Source organism: Streptomyces sp. NPDC001714 (genome assembly GCF_042892755.1).
Classification (GTDB): Bacteria; Actinomycetota; Actinomycetes; order Streptomycetales; family Streptomycetaceae; genus Streptomyces.
Genome location: NZ_JBIAUL010000006.1, coordinates 245,927 through 264,440 on the forward strand (window position 1 = coordinate 245,927; position 18,514 = coordinate 264,440).

Below are 18,514 nucleotides of genomic sequence, written 5' to 3' on the forward strand. Positions count from 1 at the left end.
GCAGCCGGTGCGGACGAGCGGGAGGCCCTGTGGATAACTCGCCGAGCGGCAGGACGGTCGTCGTCACCGGCGGTACCAGGGGGGTCGGCGCCGGGATCGCCCGGGCCTTCGCCGAGACCGGCGCCCAGGTCCTGGCCTGTGCCCGCCGGCCGCCCGAACATCCCCTCGAAGGCGTCGAGTTCACCCCTCTCGACCTGCGCGACCCGCCCGCCGTGCGCGCCTTCTTCGACGCCCTGCCCCGCCTGGACGTGCTCGTCAACAACGCGGGCGGCACCCCCTACCGGCGGCTCGCCGACGCGGACGCCGAGCGGCACGCCCGGGTGATCGAGCTGAACCTCCTCACCCCGCTGACCGCCTCCCTCGCCGCGTACGAGCAGCTGCGGCGGGCCGGGGGAGCGGTGGTGATGATCGGCAGCGTCAGCGGCGGCCGCCCCTCACCGGGGTCCGCCGCCTACGGCGCGGCCAAGGCGGGGCTGGAGAACCTCGCCCGGTCCATGGCGGTGGAGTGGGCGCCGGAGGTCCGGGTCAACACCCTCGTGGTCGGCATGGTCCGCACCGAGCTGGCCGACCTCCACTACGGCGGCCCGGACGGCATCGACGCCGTCTCCCGCACCGTCCCGCTCGGCCGCCTCGCCGCCCCCTCCGACGTCGGCGCCGCCGCCGTCTTCCTGGCCTCCGACGCGGCCGCCTACATCAGCGGGGCGAGCCTGCTCGTGCACGGGGGCGGGGAGCGGCCCGCCTTCCTCGACGCCGCAACTGCCAACAAGCCGTCCGACCAGGAGGATTGAGATGAGCGGAATCTGCGCGGGCCGGGTCGTGGCCGTCACCGGCGCCGGACGCGGGCTCGGCCGGGCCCACGCGCTCGCCTTCGCCGCCGCGGGCGCCCGGGTCGTCGTCAACGACCTCGGTGTCGGCCTCGACGGCGGGCCGGGGAAGGACAGCCCGGCCGGGGCCGTCGTGGACGAGATCCGGGCGGCCGGCGGCGAGGCGGTGGCGCACGGCGGCGACATCGCGACGGACGCCGGTGCCGAGTCGCTGGTGGCGGCGGCCCTGGACGCGTACGGCCGCCTCGACACCCTCGTCAACAACGCCGGCTTCCTGCGCGACCGGATGCTCGTCAACCTCGCCGAGGACGACTGGGACGCGGTCATGCGGGTGCACCTGAAGGGCCACTTCCTGCCGTTGCGGCACGCGGCCGCGCACTGGCGGGCCGAGGCCAAGGCGGGCCGCACCCCGGTCGCCCGGATCGTCAACACCAGCAGCGGCGCGGGCCTGCTGGGCTCGGTCGGGCAGGGCAACTACAGCGCCGCCAAGGCCGGCATCGTCGGTCTCACCCTGGTCGCGGCGGCCGAACTGGCCCGCTACGGCGTCCAGGTCAACGCCATCGCCCCGGCCGCCCGCACCCGGATGACCGAGCGGGCCTTCGCCGCGACCATGGCCGCTCCCGACGCCGGCTTCGACGCCATGGCCCCCGAGAACGTCTCCCCGCTCGTGGTCTGGCTGGGCTCCGCCGCGAGCGCCGGAGTCACCGGACGGGTGTTCGAGACGGAGGGCGGCCGGATCACCGTCATGGAGGGGTGGCGGCCTGGACCGACCGCCGACAAGGGGGCCCGGTGGACCCCGGCGGAGGCGGGGGACACGGCGCTGAAACTGCTGGCCGAGGCGGAGGTGCCCGGGGCGGTGTACGGGGCGTGAGACCGGGGGCGGGACCCGGGCGCCCAGGTGCCTAGGTGTCGCACTCCAGGACCGTCCGGCACAGCGAGCACCGGGCCCGGACCCGGCCCCGGACCGGTACCCGGATCCGCTGGTGGCAGGTCGGGCACGGGAACGAGACCCGCAGCCGGCCGCCGCTGTCGGGGGTGAAGGCGTAGGAGGCCCCGGGCTGCGGAGGCGGCGCGGCGGGGGCGTGGCGGCGATCCCGGGCGTAGCGGCGGCGGCCCGCCCATCCGGCGGCGCTCAGCGGCGGCTGCTCCTCGTCCTGGCGGGCCCTGGCCATGCCCTTCTGGTAGGCCGTGTAGGCCTGCGGGCTGGTGAACCACACCGACGGGTCCTCGTGGAAGACGAGGGCGCGCTTGGCCAGCACGTAGCCGAACTCCTCCGGGGTGAGGTAGCCGAGCTTCTGGGAGGCCTCGCCGTGCTCCCGGTAGGCGTCCAGGAGCAGCCAGCCCGCCCCGAGGTAGGTGGTCGCCGTGTCGGTGAGGATCTCGTTCTCCCGGACGCTCGGGAAGGAGAGGTCCAGGCGGTGCAGGTAGACGTGCATCACCTCGTGGGCGAGGGCCGCGCCGATGTCCCTGCGGTGGGTGCGGAAACGGTCGTTCAGCTCGACGAAGTACTCGGGGCCCGCGGTGAGTTCGACGTTCGCCGCGTGGGTCATGTCCTTGAAGCCGACGATCACGCGGGCGTCCGGCAGGCGGAAGTGCCGGACGATCTCGCGGGCGACGCGCTGCGAGCCGAGGTGGAGGTCGTCGGTGTCGCAGAACGCGACGTCGGCGGGGAGGACGCTGGTGTCGAAGGTCTGGACGGTGTCGTACGACAGCCGTCGGTACAGCGCCGTGACGGCGGCCCGCACGGTGTCCAGGTGCGGGTAGCCGTGTTCCACCGGGCCGCCGTTCGCCACGTCCTTACCCCCACAGACGCCGCCAGAGCTTCTTTCCCAGTATGCGGGGATGGGGAGAATTTGGGGGCGGAAGGTGGTTCGGACGCGGCGGGCCGGCGGGGTGGTTCGCGCAGTTCCTCCCCCAGCCTTCGGCCGGGGGTGCTGCCCCCAGCGCCCCTAAAGGGGCGCCAGGCGCGCCGTTCCTTGATCAGTGCCCTGGAGCTCCAGGACCCAGACCTCGTTCTCACCCTCCTTCAGGATCGGGCCGGGGACGTACAGCGACTCCTGTGGGCCCGCCGACCAGTACCGGCCAAGGTTGAAGCCGTTGATCCAGACGAAGCCCCGGGTCCAGCCGGGCAGATCCAGGCGGGCGTCACCGGCCCCGCGCACCGTCACCGTGCCCCGGTACAGGCCTGGCGCGCCCTCCTGCGAGAGCGGACCGAAGGACACCTCGTCCACGCCCCCCTCGAACGCGTCCAGGTCGAGCCCGCGCGCGCGTACCCCGTGCAGGAACTGGCGTTCGTGCAGGATGCCCCCGGTGATGCCCTTCGGCTCGCCCGAACGCGGGCCGTAGTTGACGCGGCCCAGGGACTCCACCCAGAGCTCCACGCGCGCGGGGCCGGCGACCGGCTTCTTGAGCTGGGGTTCCTCCTCCGTGAGGACCCCGGCCCGCTCGCCGTCGACGTACACGACCGCGAGGTCGCGCAGGCCCCGCGCGGTGAGCTGGTACGGCTGGCGCGGGCCCGGCACGTCCACCTCGTAGCGGACCAGGCCCCGGGCGATGTCCAGCTCCTCGAAGGTGGGCGGGACCGGATGGACGCGTTCGGGGCCGCCGAGGGACTCCAGGACCCCGGGGAGGGGGGCCCAGGCGGTCAGCTCCACGTCCGTCGGCGAGGCCAACGAGGCCGGCGCCGGGGGCAGTTCGGGCAGCGGGCCGTCGTGGTAGCCGGCGAGGACCTCGCGGAAGCGCCAGAACTTCTCCGTGGGGCGGCCGTACTCGTCGATCGGCGCGTCGTAGTCGTACGACGTCACGTCCGCCTCCAGCGGGCCCTCGTGCAGTTCGCCGCCGGGGCGGTTGGCGCCCGCCCAGCCGGCGAAGTTGGTGCCGCCGTGCGCCATGTAGACGTTGACCGACGCCCCGCCCTCCAGGATCTCCCGCAGCGCCGCCGCCGCGTCCCCGGCGTCCCGTACGACGTGCTCGCCGCCCCAGTGGTCGAACCAGCCGCACCAGAACTCCATGCACATCAGCGGGCCGTGCGGCTGGTGGCGGCGCAGGGTCTCGAAGGCCTCGCGCGCGTGCGAGCCGAAGTTCACCGTCGCGAGCAGGCCGGGGACCGAGCCGCCGGTGAGCATGTGGTCCTCGGGGCCGTCCGAGGTGACCAGCGGCACCGTGACACCCTCGGCCCGCAGCAGGTCGGTGAGGTGGGCCAGGTAGGCGGCGTCGGAGCCGTAGCTGCCGTACTCGTTCTCGACCTGCACCATGATCACCGGGCCGCCCCGGTCCAGTTGCCGGGACACGACCTCGGGCAGCAGACGGCGGAACCAGCGGTCCGTGTACCGGAGGAAACGCTCGTCACGCGTGCGTGCCCGCGCGCCCAGCTCGCCCGTCACCCAGTGCGGCAGCCCGCCGTTCTCCCACTCCGCGCAGATGTACGGCCCCGGCCGCACGATCGCCCACAGGCCCGCCTCCCGGGCCGCGTCCAGGAAGCGGCCGAGGGCCTCGACGTCCCGGAAGGCGCCGGGGCGCGGCTCGTGCAGGTTCCACGGGACGTACGTCTCCACGCAGTTCAGCCCCATGGCGCGCAGCAGCGCCAGCCGGTGGCCCCACTGCTCCTCGTGCACCCGGAAGTAGTGCAGCGCGCCGGACAGCAGCCGTACCGGCCGGCCGTCCAGCAGGAAATCGGTTTCGCCCACCGTGAAGTCGCTCATACGCTCACCTTGGCCTGCTGGCGCGCGCCAAGACCATGGACAAAGATCAGCAGCACTTGGACGGAAGAGACGCTAGGAAGGGGCGCGCAGTGCCGCACGGAGCGCCGGTCTTCCGCACCTGGATGCGGTTCTTCACACCCGGCGCCGTCCACCACCGCCTCGGCCTGATCTGCCTCGGTGTCGGCCTCCAGCACGGCGCGGTGCCGGCCGTCGGCCCGCGCGTGCTGGACGGGCACGTCGCCGTGGTGATCAGCTCGGGCCGGGGCTGGTACCGGATGCCCGACGGGCGCCGCACCACCGTCACCGCGCCCGCGCTGGTGTGGCTCACGCCCGGCGTCCCGCACCACTACGGCCCCGACCCGGACAGCGGCTGGGACGAGGCCTTCGTGACCTTCACCGGGCCCGACACCGCGGCCTACACGGAACTCGGCTACATCGAGCCCGAGCGCCCCGTGGTGCCCCTCTCGGACGCCACCGGGCCACGTGACGTCATCGCCCGTATCGCCCGGGCCGCCCGCCACGGCAACGCCCTGCTGGAGGTCGAGACCGGCGCCGCCGTGCACGAACTGCTGGTCGCCCTGCGACGCGCGCGTGCCGACCTCGCCCCGGACGGCGACCCGGTGCTGCACGCGCTCGCCCGGGACGCCTGCACCGGGATGACCGTCGCCGACCACGCGGCCCGGCACGGCATGACCCCGGCCGAGCTGCGCACCGCCGTCCGCCGGGTCGCCGGGTGCAGCCCCAAGGACTACCTGATCGGCATCCGCCTCGGCCGCGCCCAGGAACTCCTCGCCACCACCGAACTGTCCGTCGCCGCCGTCGCCCGCCGCGTCGGCTACGACGATCCGGCCTACTTCTCCCGCCTGTTCACCCGCCGGGTCGGAACGGCCCCGGTGCGCTTCCGTGCCCAGCAGAGCCGGGCCGTGCCCGACGACTGGAACGAGGGCCTCCAGGAGGACGGCGAACCGGGTCCGCCGGTGGCCGAACCCGCCGACGGCCCTTAGGGATCACCCAGCCGCCCCCTTTAGGGTTGACGCCCATGACCACCAGCAACACCGGTACCGGTGACGTCGACCCCGCCGTCCGCGAGGAACTCGGCCGGCTGCGCGACAGCATCGACAACATCGACGCGGCCGTCGTCCACATGCTCGCCGAACGCTTCAAGGCAACCCAGCAGGTCGGCCGCCTCAAGGCGGTCCACCGGCTGCCCCCGGCCGACCCGGCCCGCGAGGCCCGGCAGATCGCCCGGCTGCGCGCCCTCGCCGAGAACGCCAAGCTCGACCCCGCCTTCGCCGAGAAGTTCCTGAACTTCATCATCGCCGAGGTGATCAGGCACCACGAGTCCATCGCCGAGGACACGGTCAACAACCGGGAGACGGACGGGCACTGATCCGGGGAACCCGCCGTACGTCCTGAAGAGCGTCCGGCACCGCAGGGCGACCCCCGTGCGGTGACGCGGCCCTCGAACAGGTGATCCAGGCGCAGGGTGGCGCCCACCAGCGCCGTCTCGTGCCACCCGCACACCCCGGGCCGGACATAAGCCGCGTACCGCTCCCACCCCTGTGCGTTGTCGGTGTCATCGGGCAGCATGGCCCGCATGTCCGTACTGACTCGCGACGAAGCGCAGAGCCGCGCCGAGCTCCTCGACGTCCACCGCTACACGATCGACCTCGACCTGACCACCGGGGACGAGACCTTCGACTCCCGTACCGTGATCAGGTTCACGGCCCGGTCCGACGGCGACACGTTCGTCGAGATGAAGCCCGTCGAACTGCGCGCCGTCACCCTCGACGGACAGCCCCTCGACCCCGGGACGCTGGACGAGAACCGGCTGTCCCTGAAGGACCTCGCGGCGGGGGAGCACGAGCTGCGCGTCGAGGCCACCATGCGCTACTCGCGCACCGGCGAGGGCATGCACCGCTTCACGGACCCCACGGACGACGCGACGTACGTCTACACCCAGCTGTTCATGGACGACGTGCAGCGCGTCTTCGCCGCCTTCGACCAGCCCGACCTGAAGGCCGTCTTCGAGCTGTCCGTGACCGCCCCGGAGGGCTGGACGGTGCTCGCCAACGGCGTCACCGAGCACCTGGGCGAGGGCCGCTGGCGAGCCGCCGCCACCCCGCTGATCTCCACCTACCTGGTCGCCGTCGCCGCCGGCCCCTGGCACTCGGTGCGCACCGAGCACCGCGGCCTGCCCTTCGGCATCCACTGCCGCCGCTCCCTCGCCCCGCACCTCGACGCCGACGCCGAGGAGATCCTCGACATCACGCGCGCGTGCTACGACCGCTACCACGAGAAGTTCGAGGAGCCCTACCCCTTCGACTCCTACGACCAGGCGTTCGTCCCCGAGTTCAACGCCGGCGCCATGGAGAACCCGGGCCTGGTCACCTTCCGCGACGAGTTCGTCTACCGCTCCGCCGTCACCGACACCGAGCGGCAGACCCGCGCGATGGTCATCGCCCACGAGATGGCCCACATGTGGTTCGGCGACCTCGTCACCCTCAAGTGGTGGGACGACATCTGGCTGAACGAGTCCTTCGCCGAGTACATGGGCTACCAGACCCTCACCGAGGCCACCCGGTACACCGACACCTGGGTCGACTTCGGGGTGGCCCGCAAGGCCTGGGGCTACGACGCCGACCAGCGCCCCTCCACCCACCCGGTCGCCCCCGAGGCCGTCGACGACACCGCCGCCGCCCTGCTCAACTTCGACGGCATCTCCTACGCCAAGGGCGCCTCCGCACTGCGCCAGCTGGTCGCCTGGATGGGCGAGAAGGACTTCCTGGCCGGCATCAACATCCACTTCCAGCGGCACCGGTTCGGCAACGCCACCCTCGCCGACTTCATCGACTCCCTCGCCGCCGCCACCGAACGCGACGTGCACGCCTGGGCCGACACCTGGCTGCGCACCACCGGTGTCGACACCCTCACCCCGGTCCTGGCCACCGCCGCCGACGGCACCCGCACCCTCACCGTCGAGCGCACCGGCAGCCGCCCGCACCGCATCCGCGTCGGCGTCTACGACCAGGACCTCGGCGACGAGGGCCGGCTCACCCTGCGCGAGCGCATCGACCTCGACATCCCGCAGACCGCCCCCCAGGTCCTCGGCAAGCGCCCCGCCCTGCTCGTGCTCAACGACGGCGACCTGACCTACGCCAAGGTCCGCTTCGACGCCGAGTCCGCCGAGACCGTCCGGGCCCACCTGTCGGGCCTGCCCGACCCGCTGACCCGCGCGGTGGTGTGGAACGCCCTGCGGGACGCGGTACGCGACGGGGACCTCCCGCCGGCCGCCTACCTGGAGACCGCCCGCGCCCATCTCCCGCACGAGACCGACCTCGCCCTCGTCCAGGGCGTGCTGGCCTTCACCGCCGTCCACGTCGTCGACCGGTACCTCAGGCCCGAGGACCGCCCCGCCGCCCTCGCCACCGTCTCCGCCCTGTGCCGCGACTTCATCCGGCGCACCGAGGACGGCGACAACCCCGGGCTGCGCCTGATCGCCGTACGGCACTTCATCGCCGCCGCCGCCCACCCCGACACCATCGCCGCCTGGCTCGCCGAGGGCACCGTGCCCGGCGGGCCCGAGCTCGACCCCGAGCTGCGCTGGCGCATCATGACCCGGCTCGCCGTCCTCGGCGCCGTCGACGGGGACCGGATCGCCGCCGAACTGGCCCGCGACCCCAGCGCCAGCGGCCAGGAGGGCGCCGCGCGCTGCCGGGCCGCGCTGCCCGACCCCGAGGCCAAGCGCGCGGCCTGGGAGGCGATGTTCACCGGCGACGAGCTGTCCAACTACCTGTTCACGGCCACCGCCGAGGGCTTCTGGCACCCCGAACAGGCCGACCTGGTCCGCGACTACGTGCCGCGCTACTACCAGGACGCGGTCGCCGTCGCCGCCCGGCGCGGCCCCCGCATCGCCACGGTCACCGGCCGGCAGGCCTTCCCCGCGCACGCCGTGGACGCCGACAACCTCGCCCTCGGCCGGGCCTGCCTGGCCGACGCCGAGCCGGTGACGGCCCTGCGCCGCCGCCTCGTCGACGAACTGGACGACCTGGAAAGGGCGTTGCGGGTCCGCGAGGCATAGGGCCACGGAGGTACGACGACACGGGCGTGGCCGGTCCGCAAACACGATGCGGGGACCGGCCGCCGCTCCTAGGCTCGGTGCCGGAGCAGCACCAGAGACCCAGGGAGAGACCCGTGATCGTAGTCACCGGTGCCACCGGCAACGTCGGCCGCGCCCTCGTCACACGCCTCGTCGCCGACGGACGGCCCGTGCGGGCGCTCACCCGCGCCCCGGAGACGGCCGGCCTGCCCGACAAGGCCGAGGTGGTGAGGTTCCGGGCGGACGACCCGGCCCCGCTGCTCGCGGGGGCGAGCAAGCTCTTCCTGTACGTCCAGGCGGCCGGCGGGCGGCTGCCCGAACTCCTGGACGCGGCCCGCACGGCCGGGGTCCGCCACGTCGTCCTGCTCTCCTCCGGGATCATCCGGGAGGGCGCCGACGAGACCCACCCCATCCACGTCATGCACGCCACCGCCGAGCGGCAGATCCGCGACAGCGGGCTCGCCTGGACGTTCCTGCGCCCCAACGCGTTCGCCACCAACGCCCTGCAGTGGGCGCCCCAGATCCGCGCCGGGAACACCGTGCACGGCGTCTTCGCCGGCATGCTCACCGCACCCATCCACGAGGACGACATCGCCGCGGTCGCCGAACGCGCCCTCCTCGACGACGGCCACGAGGGCGCCGCGCACCGCCTGACCGGCCCGGCCGCCACCACCAACACCGACCAGATCGCGGCAATCGGGCGGGCCGTCGGCCGTGAGCTGACCTTCGTCGAGGTGCCACCGGAGGAGGCGGCCCCGCTGTTCCCGGGGACCCCGCCGGCGTTCCTCCAGGGCCTGCTGCAGACGTTCGCGGCCACCGTCGGCGTGCCACCGGAGATCACCGGCACGGTCGAGGAGATCACCGGCAGCCCGGCGCGGACCTTCGGGCAGTGGGCCGCCGACCACGCGGCCGACTTCCGCCCCTGACGGTGCGCTCCCGCCGGCCGGGCGCCGGGCCGGTCAGCCCGCGGTCAGCCGCAGTTCCGCCCGGCGCACCCCGCCCTCCCGCGGCCCCGCCCGCCGGTTCCCCACCTCGGCCGTCCCGGGCGTCTCGCCACCCAGCGTGAAGCCCAGGCGCTCCAGGAAGCACTCCCCGGAGCGCCAGCCCGGCGGCACCGACGCCGTCACCAGGGAGACCCCCTCGGCATGCGCGAGCAGCGACTCGGCCAGCGCCCGCCCGAGACCCCGGCCCCGCGCCCAGGGCGCCAGCAGGAACAGCCCCACCGCGACCGCGCCGGGTGCCGGATGGTTCCGTACGGCGTCCACCAGGCCCGAGACGACCCCGTCCCGCTCCAGCACCAGCAGCACCTTGTCGGCGGGGTCGGCGCCCTCGGGCAGCCCGTAGAACAGGCTCTGCACGTCGCCCGGCCCGGACGGCAGCCCGGTCGCCGCCACGAACCAGTCCTCGCAGGCCTCGAAGAGGTCCAGCAGCGGTGCCTCGTCCGCGGGCCGCGGTTCCCGCACCAGTACCCGCTCACCGGGCACGTCGATCATCCACGCGTCAACCACGCGACCGACGTTAACCCCGGTCAGCCCCGCCCTCAACGCCCTTTCACCGCTTGCTCCGACGCGCCCGGGGCGCACCGCCCCGACAGGTTTTCCCCGCACGGCAGTACCCACTTCCGGGTTTCGATCGTTGGGCTTTGCGGGCACGCAGACCCAATCCCGTACAAGCTGGAACTCCCGCTGCGGACACCCCCTTTCGGCCAGCGCCCCGAGGAGAGCCCATGAGCACGCCGCCCCTCGCATCCGGACCCCAGGGCCCCGACGCCCTGCGGCCTCTGCTGGACACCGTGCTCGACGCGCTGCGCGAGGGCGGCCGGGCGCGCGGCGGACCGCTGCCCGCGGGCGGTCCGGAGGCGGTGGCCGAGCGGGTGGCGGACGCCGTGGGGGACGTACTCCCGGACGACGGCGACCCCGACGCCCTGCGCACCCTGGTGACCGCCCTGGCCGAGGGCGCCGCCGACCCCGCCGACCCGCTGTGCGCGGCGCATCTGCACTGCCCGCCGCTGGCCGTCGCCGCCGCCGCGGACCTCGCCGCGAGCGCCCTCAACCCGTCCCTGGACTCCTGGGACCAGGCCCCGGCCGCCGCCGCCCTGGAAGCCCTGGTGACCCGCACCCTCGCCCACAGCATCGGCCTGTCCGACGCCGTCGTCACCACCGGCGGCACCGAGTCCAACCAACTCGCCCTGCTCCTGGCCCGCGAGGCCCTCGGGGGCGGCCTCCGGCTGGTCTGCGGGGCCAACGCCCACCACTCGCTGCCCCGGGCCGCCTGGCTGCTCGGCCTGCCCGACCCCGTCGTGGTCCCCGCCCCGAACGGCACCCTCGACCCGGCCGCCCTGCACGCCGCCCTCACCCACCTGCCCCGGCCGCTGCTGGTCGCCGCCACCGCGGGCACCACCGACGCCGGGCTCATCGACCCGCTCCCCGAGATCGCCGGGCTCTGCGCCGCCCACGGCGCCCGGCTGCACGTCGACGCCGCCTACGGGGGCGGCCTCGCCTTCAGCGACCGGCACCGGGACAAGCTCGCCGGTCTGGAGCGCGCCCACAGCGTCACCCTCGACCTGCACAAACTCGGCTGGCAGCCGATCGCCGCCGGCCTCCTCGCCGTCGCCCGGCCGGGCGAGCTCGGTGTCCTGCACCACCACGCCGACTACCTCAACGCCGACGACGACACCGAGGCCGGCTACCCCGACCTGCTCGGCCGCTCCCTGCGCACCACCCGGCGCCCCGACGTCCTCAAGATCGCGGTCACCCTCAAGACCCTGGGCCGCACCGGACTCGGCGCGCTGGTCGATCAGGTGTGCGCACGCGCGCGGGAGTTCGCCGCCCTGGTCCGCGAGCACCCCGCCTTCGAGCTCTACGACCGGCCGAACATCAGCACGGTGCTGTTCCGCCCCGCCGGAGCCACCGACGACGACGTGGCCGGCGTACGGCGCAGGCTGCTGCACGACGGACGCGCGGTACTCGGCCGGGCCCGGCTCGACGGCCGGCTCTGGCTCAAGGCCACCCTCCTCAACCCCCACACCCGGCCGGACGAACTGGCCCTCCTCCTGAAACTCGTGGAAGGAACCACCCCCAGATGACCATCCCCCCACGCCACGAGCCCGAAGCACCCCGCGACCTGGTCGGCGTCGGCATCGGACCGTTCAACCTCTCCCTCGCCGCGCTCGCCCACCCGCTCGCCGAACTCGACGCCGTCTTCTACGAGCAGCGTCCGGGCTTCGACTGGCACGCCGGGCTCCTGATCGACGACGCCACCATCCAGGTCCCGTTCCTCGCCGACCTGGTGACCCTCGCCGACCCCGCGAACCCCTGGTCGTTCCTCAACTACCTCAAGGCTCGCGACCGGCTCTTCCCCTTCTACATCGCCGAGCGCTTCCACATCCGGCGCGCCGAGTACGACGCCTACTGCCGCTGGGTCGCCGAGAACCTGCCCGGACTGCGCTTCTCCCACCAGGTCGATGCCGTCCGCTGGAACTCCGAACGCGATCTGTTCGAGGTCGACTTCACCCGGCTCGACGCCGAGGGCGAGGCCGAGTCGCTCGGCCGTACGTACACGAAGAACGTCGTACTCGGGGTCGGGACCGTCCCGCATGTGCCGGATCCGCTCAAGCCCCTCGTGGAGTCCCCGGGCGTCCCGGTCGTCCACGCGGCCGACTACCTCGACCACCGCGAGGCCTTCCTCGCCGCCGAGCACGTCACCGTCGTGGGCTCCGGGCAGTCCGGCGCCGAGGTCTTCCTCGACCTGCTGCGCAACCGGCCCGCCGGCCGCGAGAAGCTGCACTGGATCGGGCGCAGCGAGGCCTTCGCGCCCATGGAGTACTCCAAGCTCGGCCTGGAGCACTTCACCCCCGACTACACCCGCTACTTCCACGCCCTCACGGAATCCGTCCGGGACCGGGTCGCCTCCGCCCAGTGGCAGTTGCACAAGGGCATCGACGCCGACACCATCGCCGCCATCCACGACGAGCTGTACCGCCGTACGCTGCACGGCGGCTGGCCCGAAGCGGTCCTGACCCCCGGTGTCCGGGTCCGCACCGCCGGGCGGGTCGCCACCACCAAGGTCGAGCTCCACCTCGAACACGTCCAGCAGGGCAGCCGCTCCCGGCTCACCACCGACGCCGTCGTCCTGGCCACCGGCTACCGCGAACGCCCCCTGGGGCGTCTGCTCGCCGGACTCGACCCCTACCTGCGCCGGGACAACAGCGAACGCCCGCGCGTGGACGAGCGGTTCCGGCTCGTCCTCGACCCGTCGGTGACCGGAACGGCGTACGTCCAGAACGCCGAACTCCACACGCACGGGGTCGGCACCCCGGACCTGGGCCTGGCCGCCTGGCGCAGCGCCACCATCCTCAACACCCTGACCGGAAAGGATCCCTACCCGCTGCCCGCGCGCACGGCCTTCACCAGTTTCGGCCTGGAGCAGCGTGCGACGTCCGTCCCGCAGGCCCGGCAGACCAAGGTCATCACCCCTCTCGTCGACAGACCATAACCTCCTGAAACTCTGGCAACGACTATTACCGCAAGAGGCGCGTGCGAATAGCGAATCATGGGAGGGGGAGCAAAAAAGGCGACCAGAATATGCCTTTCCCCTCCCTTGTGCCTCAGCGCGCTGATACCTTCGCGGTATGTCGCTGCAACGGGGGCGTCTGGTCTGGGCGATATCTCTTTTCGGGGTCCTATTCCTCGTGATCTATTTCCAGGCCGGCGATCTGTTCTTTCGATTTGTGATCGATTTATTGGCTCTGGCGGCCGCCGGTTTCACCTTTCTGGGGATACGCACGGGCACGAGCGGACCGACAGCGGTTCCGGCACCGGTTCCGACAGTGGTTCCGGCACCGATTTCCCGTCCGGTGTCCGTGCCGTGGCCGGAACCGACGCCGGCGCCCGCGCCCGCGCCGCTCGTGGTGGACGAGGGACCGTCGTCCACCACGAGCGTTCAGCGGAACCCGGCCGTCGCGCCCGTACCACGCTTCGGAGCGGGCTCGAAGGCACAGCGGCTGCCCTGGCTGCTGCCGACCCGGCCGGGTACGCCCGGCGTCGCGGCCGACGAGGCACGCCTCGGTGACCTCGCCGTACGGGCCGCCTCGCTGGTCGGTCCCGGGCACCGCTGCGAGGAGCCGGCCACGGCTCGTCAGGACGCCTACCGCATCGCACGCGACGCCAGGGGCGACCATCTGCTCCTGGCCCTCGCCGACGGGGTCTCCAGCAGCGCTCACGCGGAACTCGGCGCGGCGGTGGCGGCAGGCACGGCCGTCAACCTCCTCAGGCGCAGACTCGACGAACCCGGCGGCGCGGCACGCCTGCGGGCCACCGAGCTCTTCGAGGAGACCGCGACGGCGATGCGGCACGAGGCGGGACGGCGTGGCCTGGCTCCCTCGGACGTCTGCGCGGTCCTGCTCACCGCGGTGATCCCCACCCGGCCGCCGACCGCGTCCGGCGAGCGCACGCTGTGGGCGGCCTGGCTCGGGGACGCCTCCCTGTGGCTGCTCGCCGGGGACCACTGGCGCTACACCGCGGGCGACCGCAAGGGCGATGCGGGCGGCTACGACTCCAACGCGGTCGCCCACACCCTGCCCGGCGACCCGCTCGCGGTGCGTGAGACGCGGCTCGCCGTACGTCCCGGCGACGTGGTCTCGCTGGTGTCCGACGGCGTCGGCGACGGCCTCGCCACCATCGGGGAACTCAACTCCTACCTGGCGGACCGCTGGCGGCAGCCGCTGCCCGTCGCCTCGTATCTGAACGACATCGGCTTCGACGCCGAACGCTTCCTGGACGACCGTACGGCCATCACCGTCTGGGTCGATCCCGCGGCCCGGCCCCGGCCGTCCGGGGCCGGGGAGGGGTGGTCGTCGTGACGGCGCGTCCGCGGGCGTGGGACGTTCCCCCGGTAGCGCCGCTGGCCGCGCTCGGCACGCTCGGCGAACAGATCGCCACGGACAACGGCCAGAGTTCCGAGGTGACTCGCCTGAGCGGCGCCGTGACCGGCCAGGACCTGCTGTTCAAGCGGTACAAGACACCGCTGGCCGACACGGACGCACACCGTCTGGACCGGCTCGTCGCCTTCGGCCGCTCGGACACCGCGGCCGGACGTCCCGTCCGGGAGGTGCTGCTCGCCCGCACCTCATGGCCCGTCGCAAGGGTCACCGGCCGCGCCGACGAGACCATCGGCTGCCTGATCCCGCTGGCGCCGGACGCCTATCGCTCGCCGAGCGGAGGATTCCGGGAGATCGACACCCTCGCCCTTCCCGACCTGCGGCTGGCCCGTAACGGCACCCCGCCCACCCCCGAGCAGCGGCTCACCGCCTGCCGCTCGCTCGTCGGTATCGCCGCCGCGCTGGAGCAGCGTCGACTCGTCTACTCCGACTGGAACTACGCCAACGCCTTCTGGAGCCCGGCCGACCACTCCGTTCATCTCATCGACATCGACGGGTGCGGGGAGGAGACCGCCCCCGACATCCACCAGCCCGGCTGGGAGGACCACCTGGCCCGGCCGGGGGCCGCCGCGGATCCGTGCACCGACCGCTACCGGGTCGCACTGCTGACCGCCCGCTGTCTGACGGGCGTCCGCAGCCTCCCCGAACTCCTGCACACGCTCGCCGACCCGTCCGCCGGTTTCCCCCGCGACGCGGCGGAGTTGCTGCTCGACATGGTGTGGGCCGCGGACCGTGCGGCCAGGCCCCGGAGTTCCGCACTGCTTGCGGCCCTGTCGGGCGGGCCCCTGGTCCGCTTCCCCGTCGCCCGCGCCCCGCTGCCGCCCCGGCCGTCCGTCACCCGCAGCGTGACGGCACAACCCCTGCGGTCGGTCATCACCAGGCCTCCCGACCGGACCACGTCGACCCACCGGACCACGTCGACCCACCGGACCACGTCGACCCGCCGGACCGCGCAGGCCGGCCGGCCCGCGTCGTCCCGGCCCCCGGGGCGGCGGCCCCGGCAGCCGCGGGGCGACCGGACCGGTGCGTGGATCGGCCTGGCCGTGCTCTTCACGGTCGTGGTGGCCGCGCTCATCGTCCTCGCGCTCCGCTGAAACGGCGCTGGGGCCGCGTGGGCGGGCACGCCACATGAATTCGAACAAAGAAAAGGAACGCCAATGAACGTCCCCGACGACGCGGCGCCGGGCCGCGACGCCACTGTCTACCACCTACGCCAGAAATGCCTTCCGGCGTATCTGGTGATCGACGCGTCGAGCTCGATGCAGGCGCACCAGCACACGCTCAACCAGACGCTCGCCCAACTCCACGCGAAGATATCCGAGAGCCCGCGCGTATCGGAATTCGCACACATGTCCCTCATCGCGTTTTCCACGGACGCGCATCTGATCATCGAGATGACCGACCTGGACCGCATCGAGGCGATGCCGGAAGTCGTGTGCAACGGCCTGACGAATTACTCCGCGGCATTCGATCTCGTCCGCAGCCGCATCGAAACGGACGTCGACGACCTCCGCGGGATGGGCATGGCCGTGCTGCGCCCGGTGATGTTCCTCCTGACCGACGGCGCCCCGACCGACGAGGGCTGGCACGACGCGTTCCGGCGGCTGGTGGACCGCTCCTGGCCCCGCTATCCGCACGTCATCACCTACGGCTTCGGTGCCGCCAACCCGGACGTGCTGGGCAGGGTGGCCACGAAGGCGGCCTTCCTCGCCGACGCCGGCGTCGACCAGGACCGGGCGCTGCTGGCGGCGCTGGGCAGTCTTCTCAACTCCCTGGTCGCCTCCTCACGCGCCGGCGAGATGCAGATTCCCCGCTCCGCCCCCGGCTTCACCGAGCAACCGGTGAGCGCGGAGTACCTGACCGTTTCGGCGGAGTACATGGACTGATGGCCGTGTCCCCGCCCACGCACCGGGAGCCGGACCGCTCGCGCCCCCGGCTCCTGCTCACCGCCACCGTGCTGGTGGCGGCCGCCGCCCTGCTGCGTGTGATGTCGCCGGACAGCGGGACCGACGCGGGATCCGGTCCGGCACCGACACCCTCGCGACTCACCCCGCACACCACGTGCGCGCAGCCGTCCACCCCCGGCGCGGCAGGCTCGCGGACCGCCTCCCCGCGGCCCCACCGCCCCACGCCGCCGGTGTCCTTCCGGTCCGAAGGCTGCGCCTCGGCCCAGAGCCCTCCCACCGAGAGTTCCCGCCCGCCGGGCGGAGAAAGACGGCCATGACCCCTCAGAGCCTCCGGTGCCCGCGCTGCGGAGCCGCCAACGACCGCAACTACACCGCCTGCGCCCAGTGCGGCAGCGTCCGCGTCTTCAACCCGCTGGAGGCGGGCAAGCCGTCCACCGGCGCCCAGTCCGCCGCGCCACCCCGACACGCCCAGCCGCGCCACTACAGCCCGCCGCCGCCCCCGCCCGTCTCCTACCCGGCCCTCTCCACCGTTCCCGCGCCGGTCCCGCCCCCGCCCCCGCAACGGTTTCCCGCGGCCTCCGCTCCTCCGGCCTCCGCTCCTCGCTTCGCGCGCGACATCACCCGCTACCTGTGCGCCGCCGTGCACACCGACACGGCGTTCGCCCGCCATGCCGTCGAGCAGATCCTGGGGGAACCGCGCCGCGCCGTCGCCTCCTCGCCCGGTGTCGACCTCGGCTGCGTACTGCGGCACGCCCTCGCCGCCCGGCGCCGCCAGGTCCGCAGGGACGTCCTGCTCGCCCTGCTGTTCCTCGCCGTCCTCGTCACGCTCCCGATCACCTTCGGTACGACCCTGATCCTGGGCCTGCTGGCGGCCTGGATCATCGTCGCCGTCGAATCGCTCACCGTGCACTACGGCGTGGTCGCCGCACATCTCAAACGGGAGAACTTCTCCCCGGACCAGGCGCCCCAGCCGTTCAGCTCCGAGAACCGACGGCGCATCGAGGCCATCGAGAAGCGGGACCGGGGCAACGTCGTCGTCCACTCGCCGTACACGCCCTTCGTCGGGTACGGACAGCCCATGAGCACCTGGTCGTTCGTGCTCGACACGGCACGGCCCCAGGAGGGCAGGCAGGTCGTGCCCTTCACCGTCCACGAACTCGACGAACACCTCGCCACCCGGGTCGGGGACCTGAAGCTGCCCGGCGTCCATGTCGAGGACCTGCTGTTCGTCAACGGTGCGGACCTGCTCTACGGGGTGGACGACCGTACCCGGGCCGAACTGCTGCCCGACACCGCGGGGCCGCCCAGGGAGAAGGTCTCTCCCGAGCTGCTGCGCGCGCTGCGCGAGAACGGCCAGGGGCGCGCCCGTCCCTATCTGGCCATCCGGGTCACGGGCTGGAGCGGCGAACTGGCCGCCACGCTCTTCGTGCGCTGCGCCCTGCTGACCGACCGCACGATGCTCTTCGTCGAGGGCAGCAGTTCCCTGCTCACTCCTGTCCAGGAGCGGTACCGCATCGCGGACCGACTCCTCGGGGCCCCCACCTTCCGTCAGTGGTGGGCGCTGGTGACCGCCGCGGGCGTCCGTGCGCCGAGGCTGCTGGTCGGGGCGCCCTTCTCGGTGGTCGCCGGCCTGTTCTCACCCGTGATCGAGGCCCGCAAACAGCGCAGGCAGGCCCGGGAGATACGGCACCGCTCCTTCAACTACGGCGCCTCCTTCAGCATCAGGGACGCCGCCGGCGACCAGCGATACCACCGCTACTTCCAGGAACTGGACCGCGAGCTGTACGCCAAGACGGTCGAACACCGCGTGCTGGACGCGCTGGTGGAGTTCATGGAGGACCACAACATAGACACGGGCGAACTGGTCCAGCGCCAGACCACCATCAACAACACGGGGCTGTACGTCGGCGGGAACGCGACACTCAACGGCTCCGCCGTGGGCGTCGGCGGCGGCCTCGCCGCGCTCTTCCGACGCGGTGAGACGGCCGGCTCGGCCGCGCCGCCGGCCGCTGCCGCCCCGGCCGCCAACCGAGGGAAGTGACGCC

Annotated in this window: 15 protein-coding genes; 12 read left to right on the forward strand and 3 right to left on the reverse strand. The window is 73.2% G+C overall.

The features are described from left to right. The first annotated feature begins 29 nt into the window (after positions 1 to 29). Complete coding sequence (locus ACFY0P_RS17950) at positions 30 to 788, forward strand: SDR family oxidoreductase (protein WP_388913373.1); 759 nt, start codon at positions 30 to 32, stop codon at positions 786 to 788. Between the two features lies 1 nt (position 789). Further along, a complete protein-coding gene (locus tag ACFY0P_RS17955; protein WP_388913376.1) occupies positions 790 to 1,695 on the forward strand; it encodes an SDR family oxidoreductase in 906 nt (301 codons plus the stop codon). Positions 1,696 to 1,726: 31 nt separating this feature from the next. Here the strand turns inward: ACFY0P_RS17955 and ACFY0P_RS17960 are convergent, their stop codons facing one another. Continuing rightward, the gene (locus ACFY0P_RS17960) at positions 1,727 to 2,617 is read right to left on the reverse strand and encodes a hypothetical protein (protein ID WP_388913379.1); all 891 of its coding nucleotides are present in this window, start codon (positions 2,615 to 2,617) and stop codon (positions 1,727 to 1,729) included. A 156-nt stretch (positions 2,618 to 2,773) separates the two neighbouring features. Further along, positions 2,774 to 4,525: a beta-galactosidase family protein gene (locus tag ACFY0P_RS17965; protein WP_388913382.1), complete on the reverse strand. Its 1,752-nt coding sequence runs from the start codon at positions 4,523 to 4,525 to the stop codon at positions 2,774 to 2,776. 122 nt (positions 4,526 to 4,647) lie between these two features. On the opposite strand from ACFY0P_RS17965, the gene ACFY0P_RS17970 reads away from it, so the two are divergent. The 4 genes from ACFY0P_RS17970 (at position 4,648) to ACFY0P_RS17985 (ending at position 9,550) form a co-directional block, all read left to right on the forward strand. Further along, a complete protein-coding gene (locus ACFY0P_RS17970) occupies positions 4,648 to 5,529 on the forward strand; it encodes a helix-turn-helix domain-containing protein (protein ID WP_388914131.1) in 882 nt (293 codons plus the stop codon). Positions 5,530 to 5,564: 35 nt separating this feature from the next. Next, on the forward strand, positions 5,565 to 5,915 hold the full coding sequence (locus ACFY0P_RS17975) for a chorismate mutase (protein ID WP_351705022.1): 351 nt from the start codon (positions 5,565 to 5,567) through the stop codon (positions 5,913 to 5,915). A gap of 207 nt (positions 5,916 to 6,122) precedes the next feature. After that, on the forward strand, positions 6,123 to 8,606 hold the full coding sequence (gene pepN, locus ACFY0P_RS17980) for an aminopeptidase N (RefSeq protein WP_388913385.1): 2,484 nt from the start codon (positions 6,123 to 6,125) through the stop codon (positions 8,604 to 8,606). A gap of 113 nt (positions 8,607 to 8,719) precedes the next feature. Beyond that, positions 8,720 to 9,550, forward strand: coding sequence for an NAD(P)H-binding protein (locus ACFY0P_RS17985; protein ID WP_388913388.1), 831 nt, complete (start codon positions 8,720 to 8,722; stop codon positions 9,548 to 9,550). Between the two features lie 33 nt (positions 9,551 to 9,583). On the opposite strand, the gene ACFY0P_RS17990 is transcribed toward ACFY0P_RS17985, so the two are convergent. Continuing rightward, complete coding sequence (locus tag ACFY0P_RS17990) at positions 9,584 to 10,132, reverse strand: GNAT family N-acetyltransferase (RefSeq protein WP_388913391.1); 549 nt, start codon at positions 10,130 to 10,132, stop codon at positions 9,584 to 9,586. Between the two features lie 218 nt (positions 10,133 to 10,350). Between ACFY0P_RS17990 and ACFY0P_RS17995 the strand changes: the two genes are divergently transcribed. From ACFY0P_RS17995 to ACFY0P_RS18020, 6 genes are all read left to right on the forward strand, one after another. After that, positions 10,351 to 11,709 (forward strand): pyridoxal phosphate-dependent decarboxylase family protein, encoded by a 1,359-nt coding sequence (locus ACFY0P_RS17995; RefSeq protein WP_388913395.1) that lies wholly within the window; start codon positions 10,351 to 10,353, stop codon positions 11,707 to 11,709. Continuing rightward, positions 11,706 to 13,118: a lysine N(6)-hydroxylase/L-ornithine N(5)-oxygenase family protein gene (locus ACFY0P_RS18000; protein ID WP_388913398.1), complete on the forward strand. Its 1,413-nt coding sequence runs from the start codon at positions 11,706 to 11,708 to the stop codon at positions 13,116 to 13,118. Before ACFY0P_RS17995 ends, ACFY0P_RS18000 begins: the two co-directional genes overlap by 4 nt. A 367-nt stretch (positions 13,119 to 13,485) precedes the next feature. Then, the gene (locus ACFY0P_RS18005) at positions 13,486 to 14,484 is read left to right on the forward strand and encodes a protein phosphatase 2C domain-containing protein (RefSeq protein WP_388913401.1); all 999 of its coding nucleotides are present in this window, start codon (positions 13,486 to 13,488) and stop codon (positions 14,482 to 14,484) included. Beyond that, on the forward strand, positions 14,481 to 15,656 hold the full coding sequence (locus ACFY0P_RS18010; RefSeq protein WP_388913404.1) for a hypothetical protein: 1,176 nt from the start codon (positions 14,481 to 14,483) through the stop codon (positions 15,654 to 15,656). Before ACFY0P_RS18005 ends, ACFY0P_RS18010 begins: the two co-directional genes overlap by 4 nt. 63 nt (positions 15,657 to 15,719) lie before the next feature. After that, positions 15,720 to 16,448 carry a VWA domain-containing protein gene (locus tag ACFY0P_RS18015; RefSeq protein WP_388913407.1) on the forward strand — a complete coding sequence of 243 codons (729 nt, stop codon included), beginning with the start codon at positions 15,720 to 15,722 and terminating at the stop codon, positions 16,446 to 16,448. A gap of 334 nt (positions 16,449 to 16,782) precedes the next feature. Continuing rightward, a complete protein-coding gene (locus ACFY0P_RS18020) occupies positions 16,783 to 18,510 on the forward strand; it encodes a hypothetical protein (RefSeq protein WP_388913410.1) in 1,728 nt (575 codons plus the stop codon). Positions 18,511 to 18,514: the final 4 nt, after the last annotated feature.

Coding starts and splice junctions, on each gene's coding strand:
- ACFY0P_RS17955 (WP_388913376.1), top strand. CDS start 790: ATGAGCGGAATCTGCGCGGGCCGGGTCGTGGCCGTCACCGGCGCCGGA.
- ACFY0P_RS17965 (WP_388913382.1), bottom strand. CDS start 4,525: ATGAGCGACTTCACGGTGGGCGAAACCGATTTCCTGCTGGACGGCCGG.
- ACFY0P_RS17970 (WP_388914131.1), top strand. CDS start 4,648: ATGCGGTTCTTCACACCCGGCGCCGTCCACCACCGCCTCGGCCTGATC.
- ACFY0P_RS17975 (WP_351705022.1), top strand. CDS start 5,565: ATGACCACCAGCAACACCGGTACCGGTGACGTCGACCCCGCCGTCCGC.
- pepN (WP_388913385.1), top strand. CDS start 6,123: ATGTCCGTACTGACTCGCGACGAAGCGCAGAGCCGCGCCGAGCTCCTC.
- ACFY0P_RS17995 (WP_388913395.1), top strand. CDS start 10,351: ATGAGCACGCCGCCCCTCGCATCCGGACCCCAGGGCCCCGACGCCCTG.
- ACFY0P_RS18000 (WP_388913398.1), top strand. CDS start 11,706: ATGACCATCCCCCCACGCCACGAGCCCGAAGCACCCCGCGACCTGGTC.
- ACFY0P_RS18015 (WP_388913407.1), top strand. CDS start 15,720: ATGAACGTCCCCGACGACGCGGCGCCGGGCCGCGACGCCACTGTCTAC.
- ACFY0P_RS18020 (WP_388913410.1), top strand. CDS start 16,783: ATGACCCCTCAGAGCCTCCGGTGCCCGCGCTGCGGAGCCGCCAACGAC.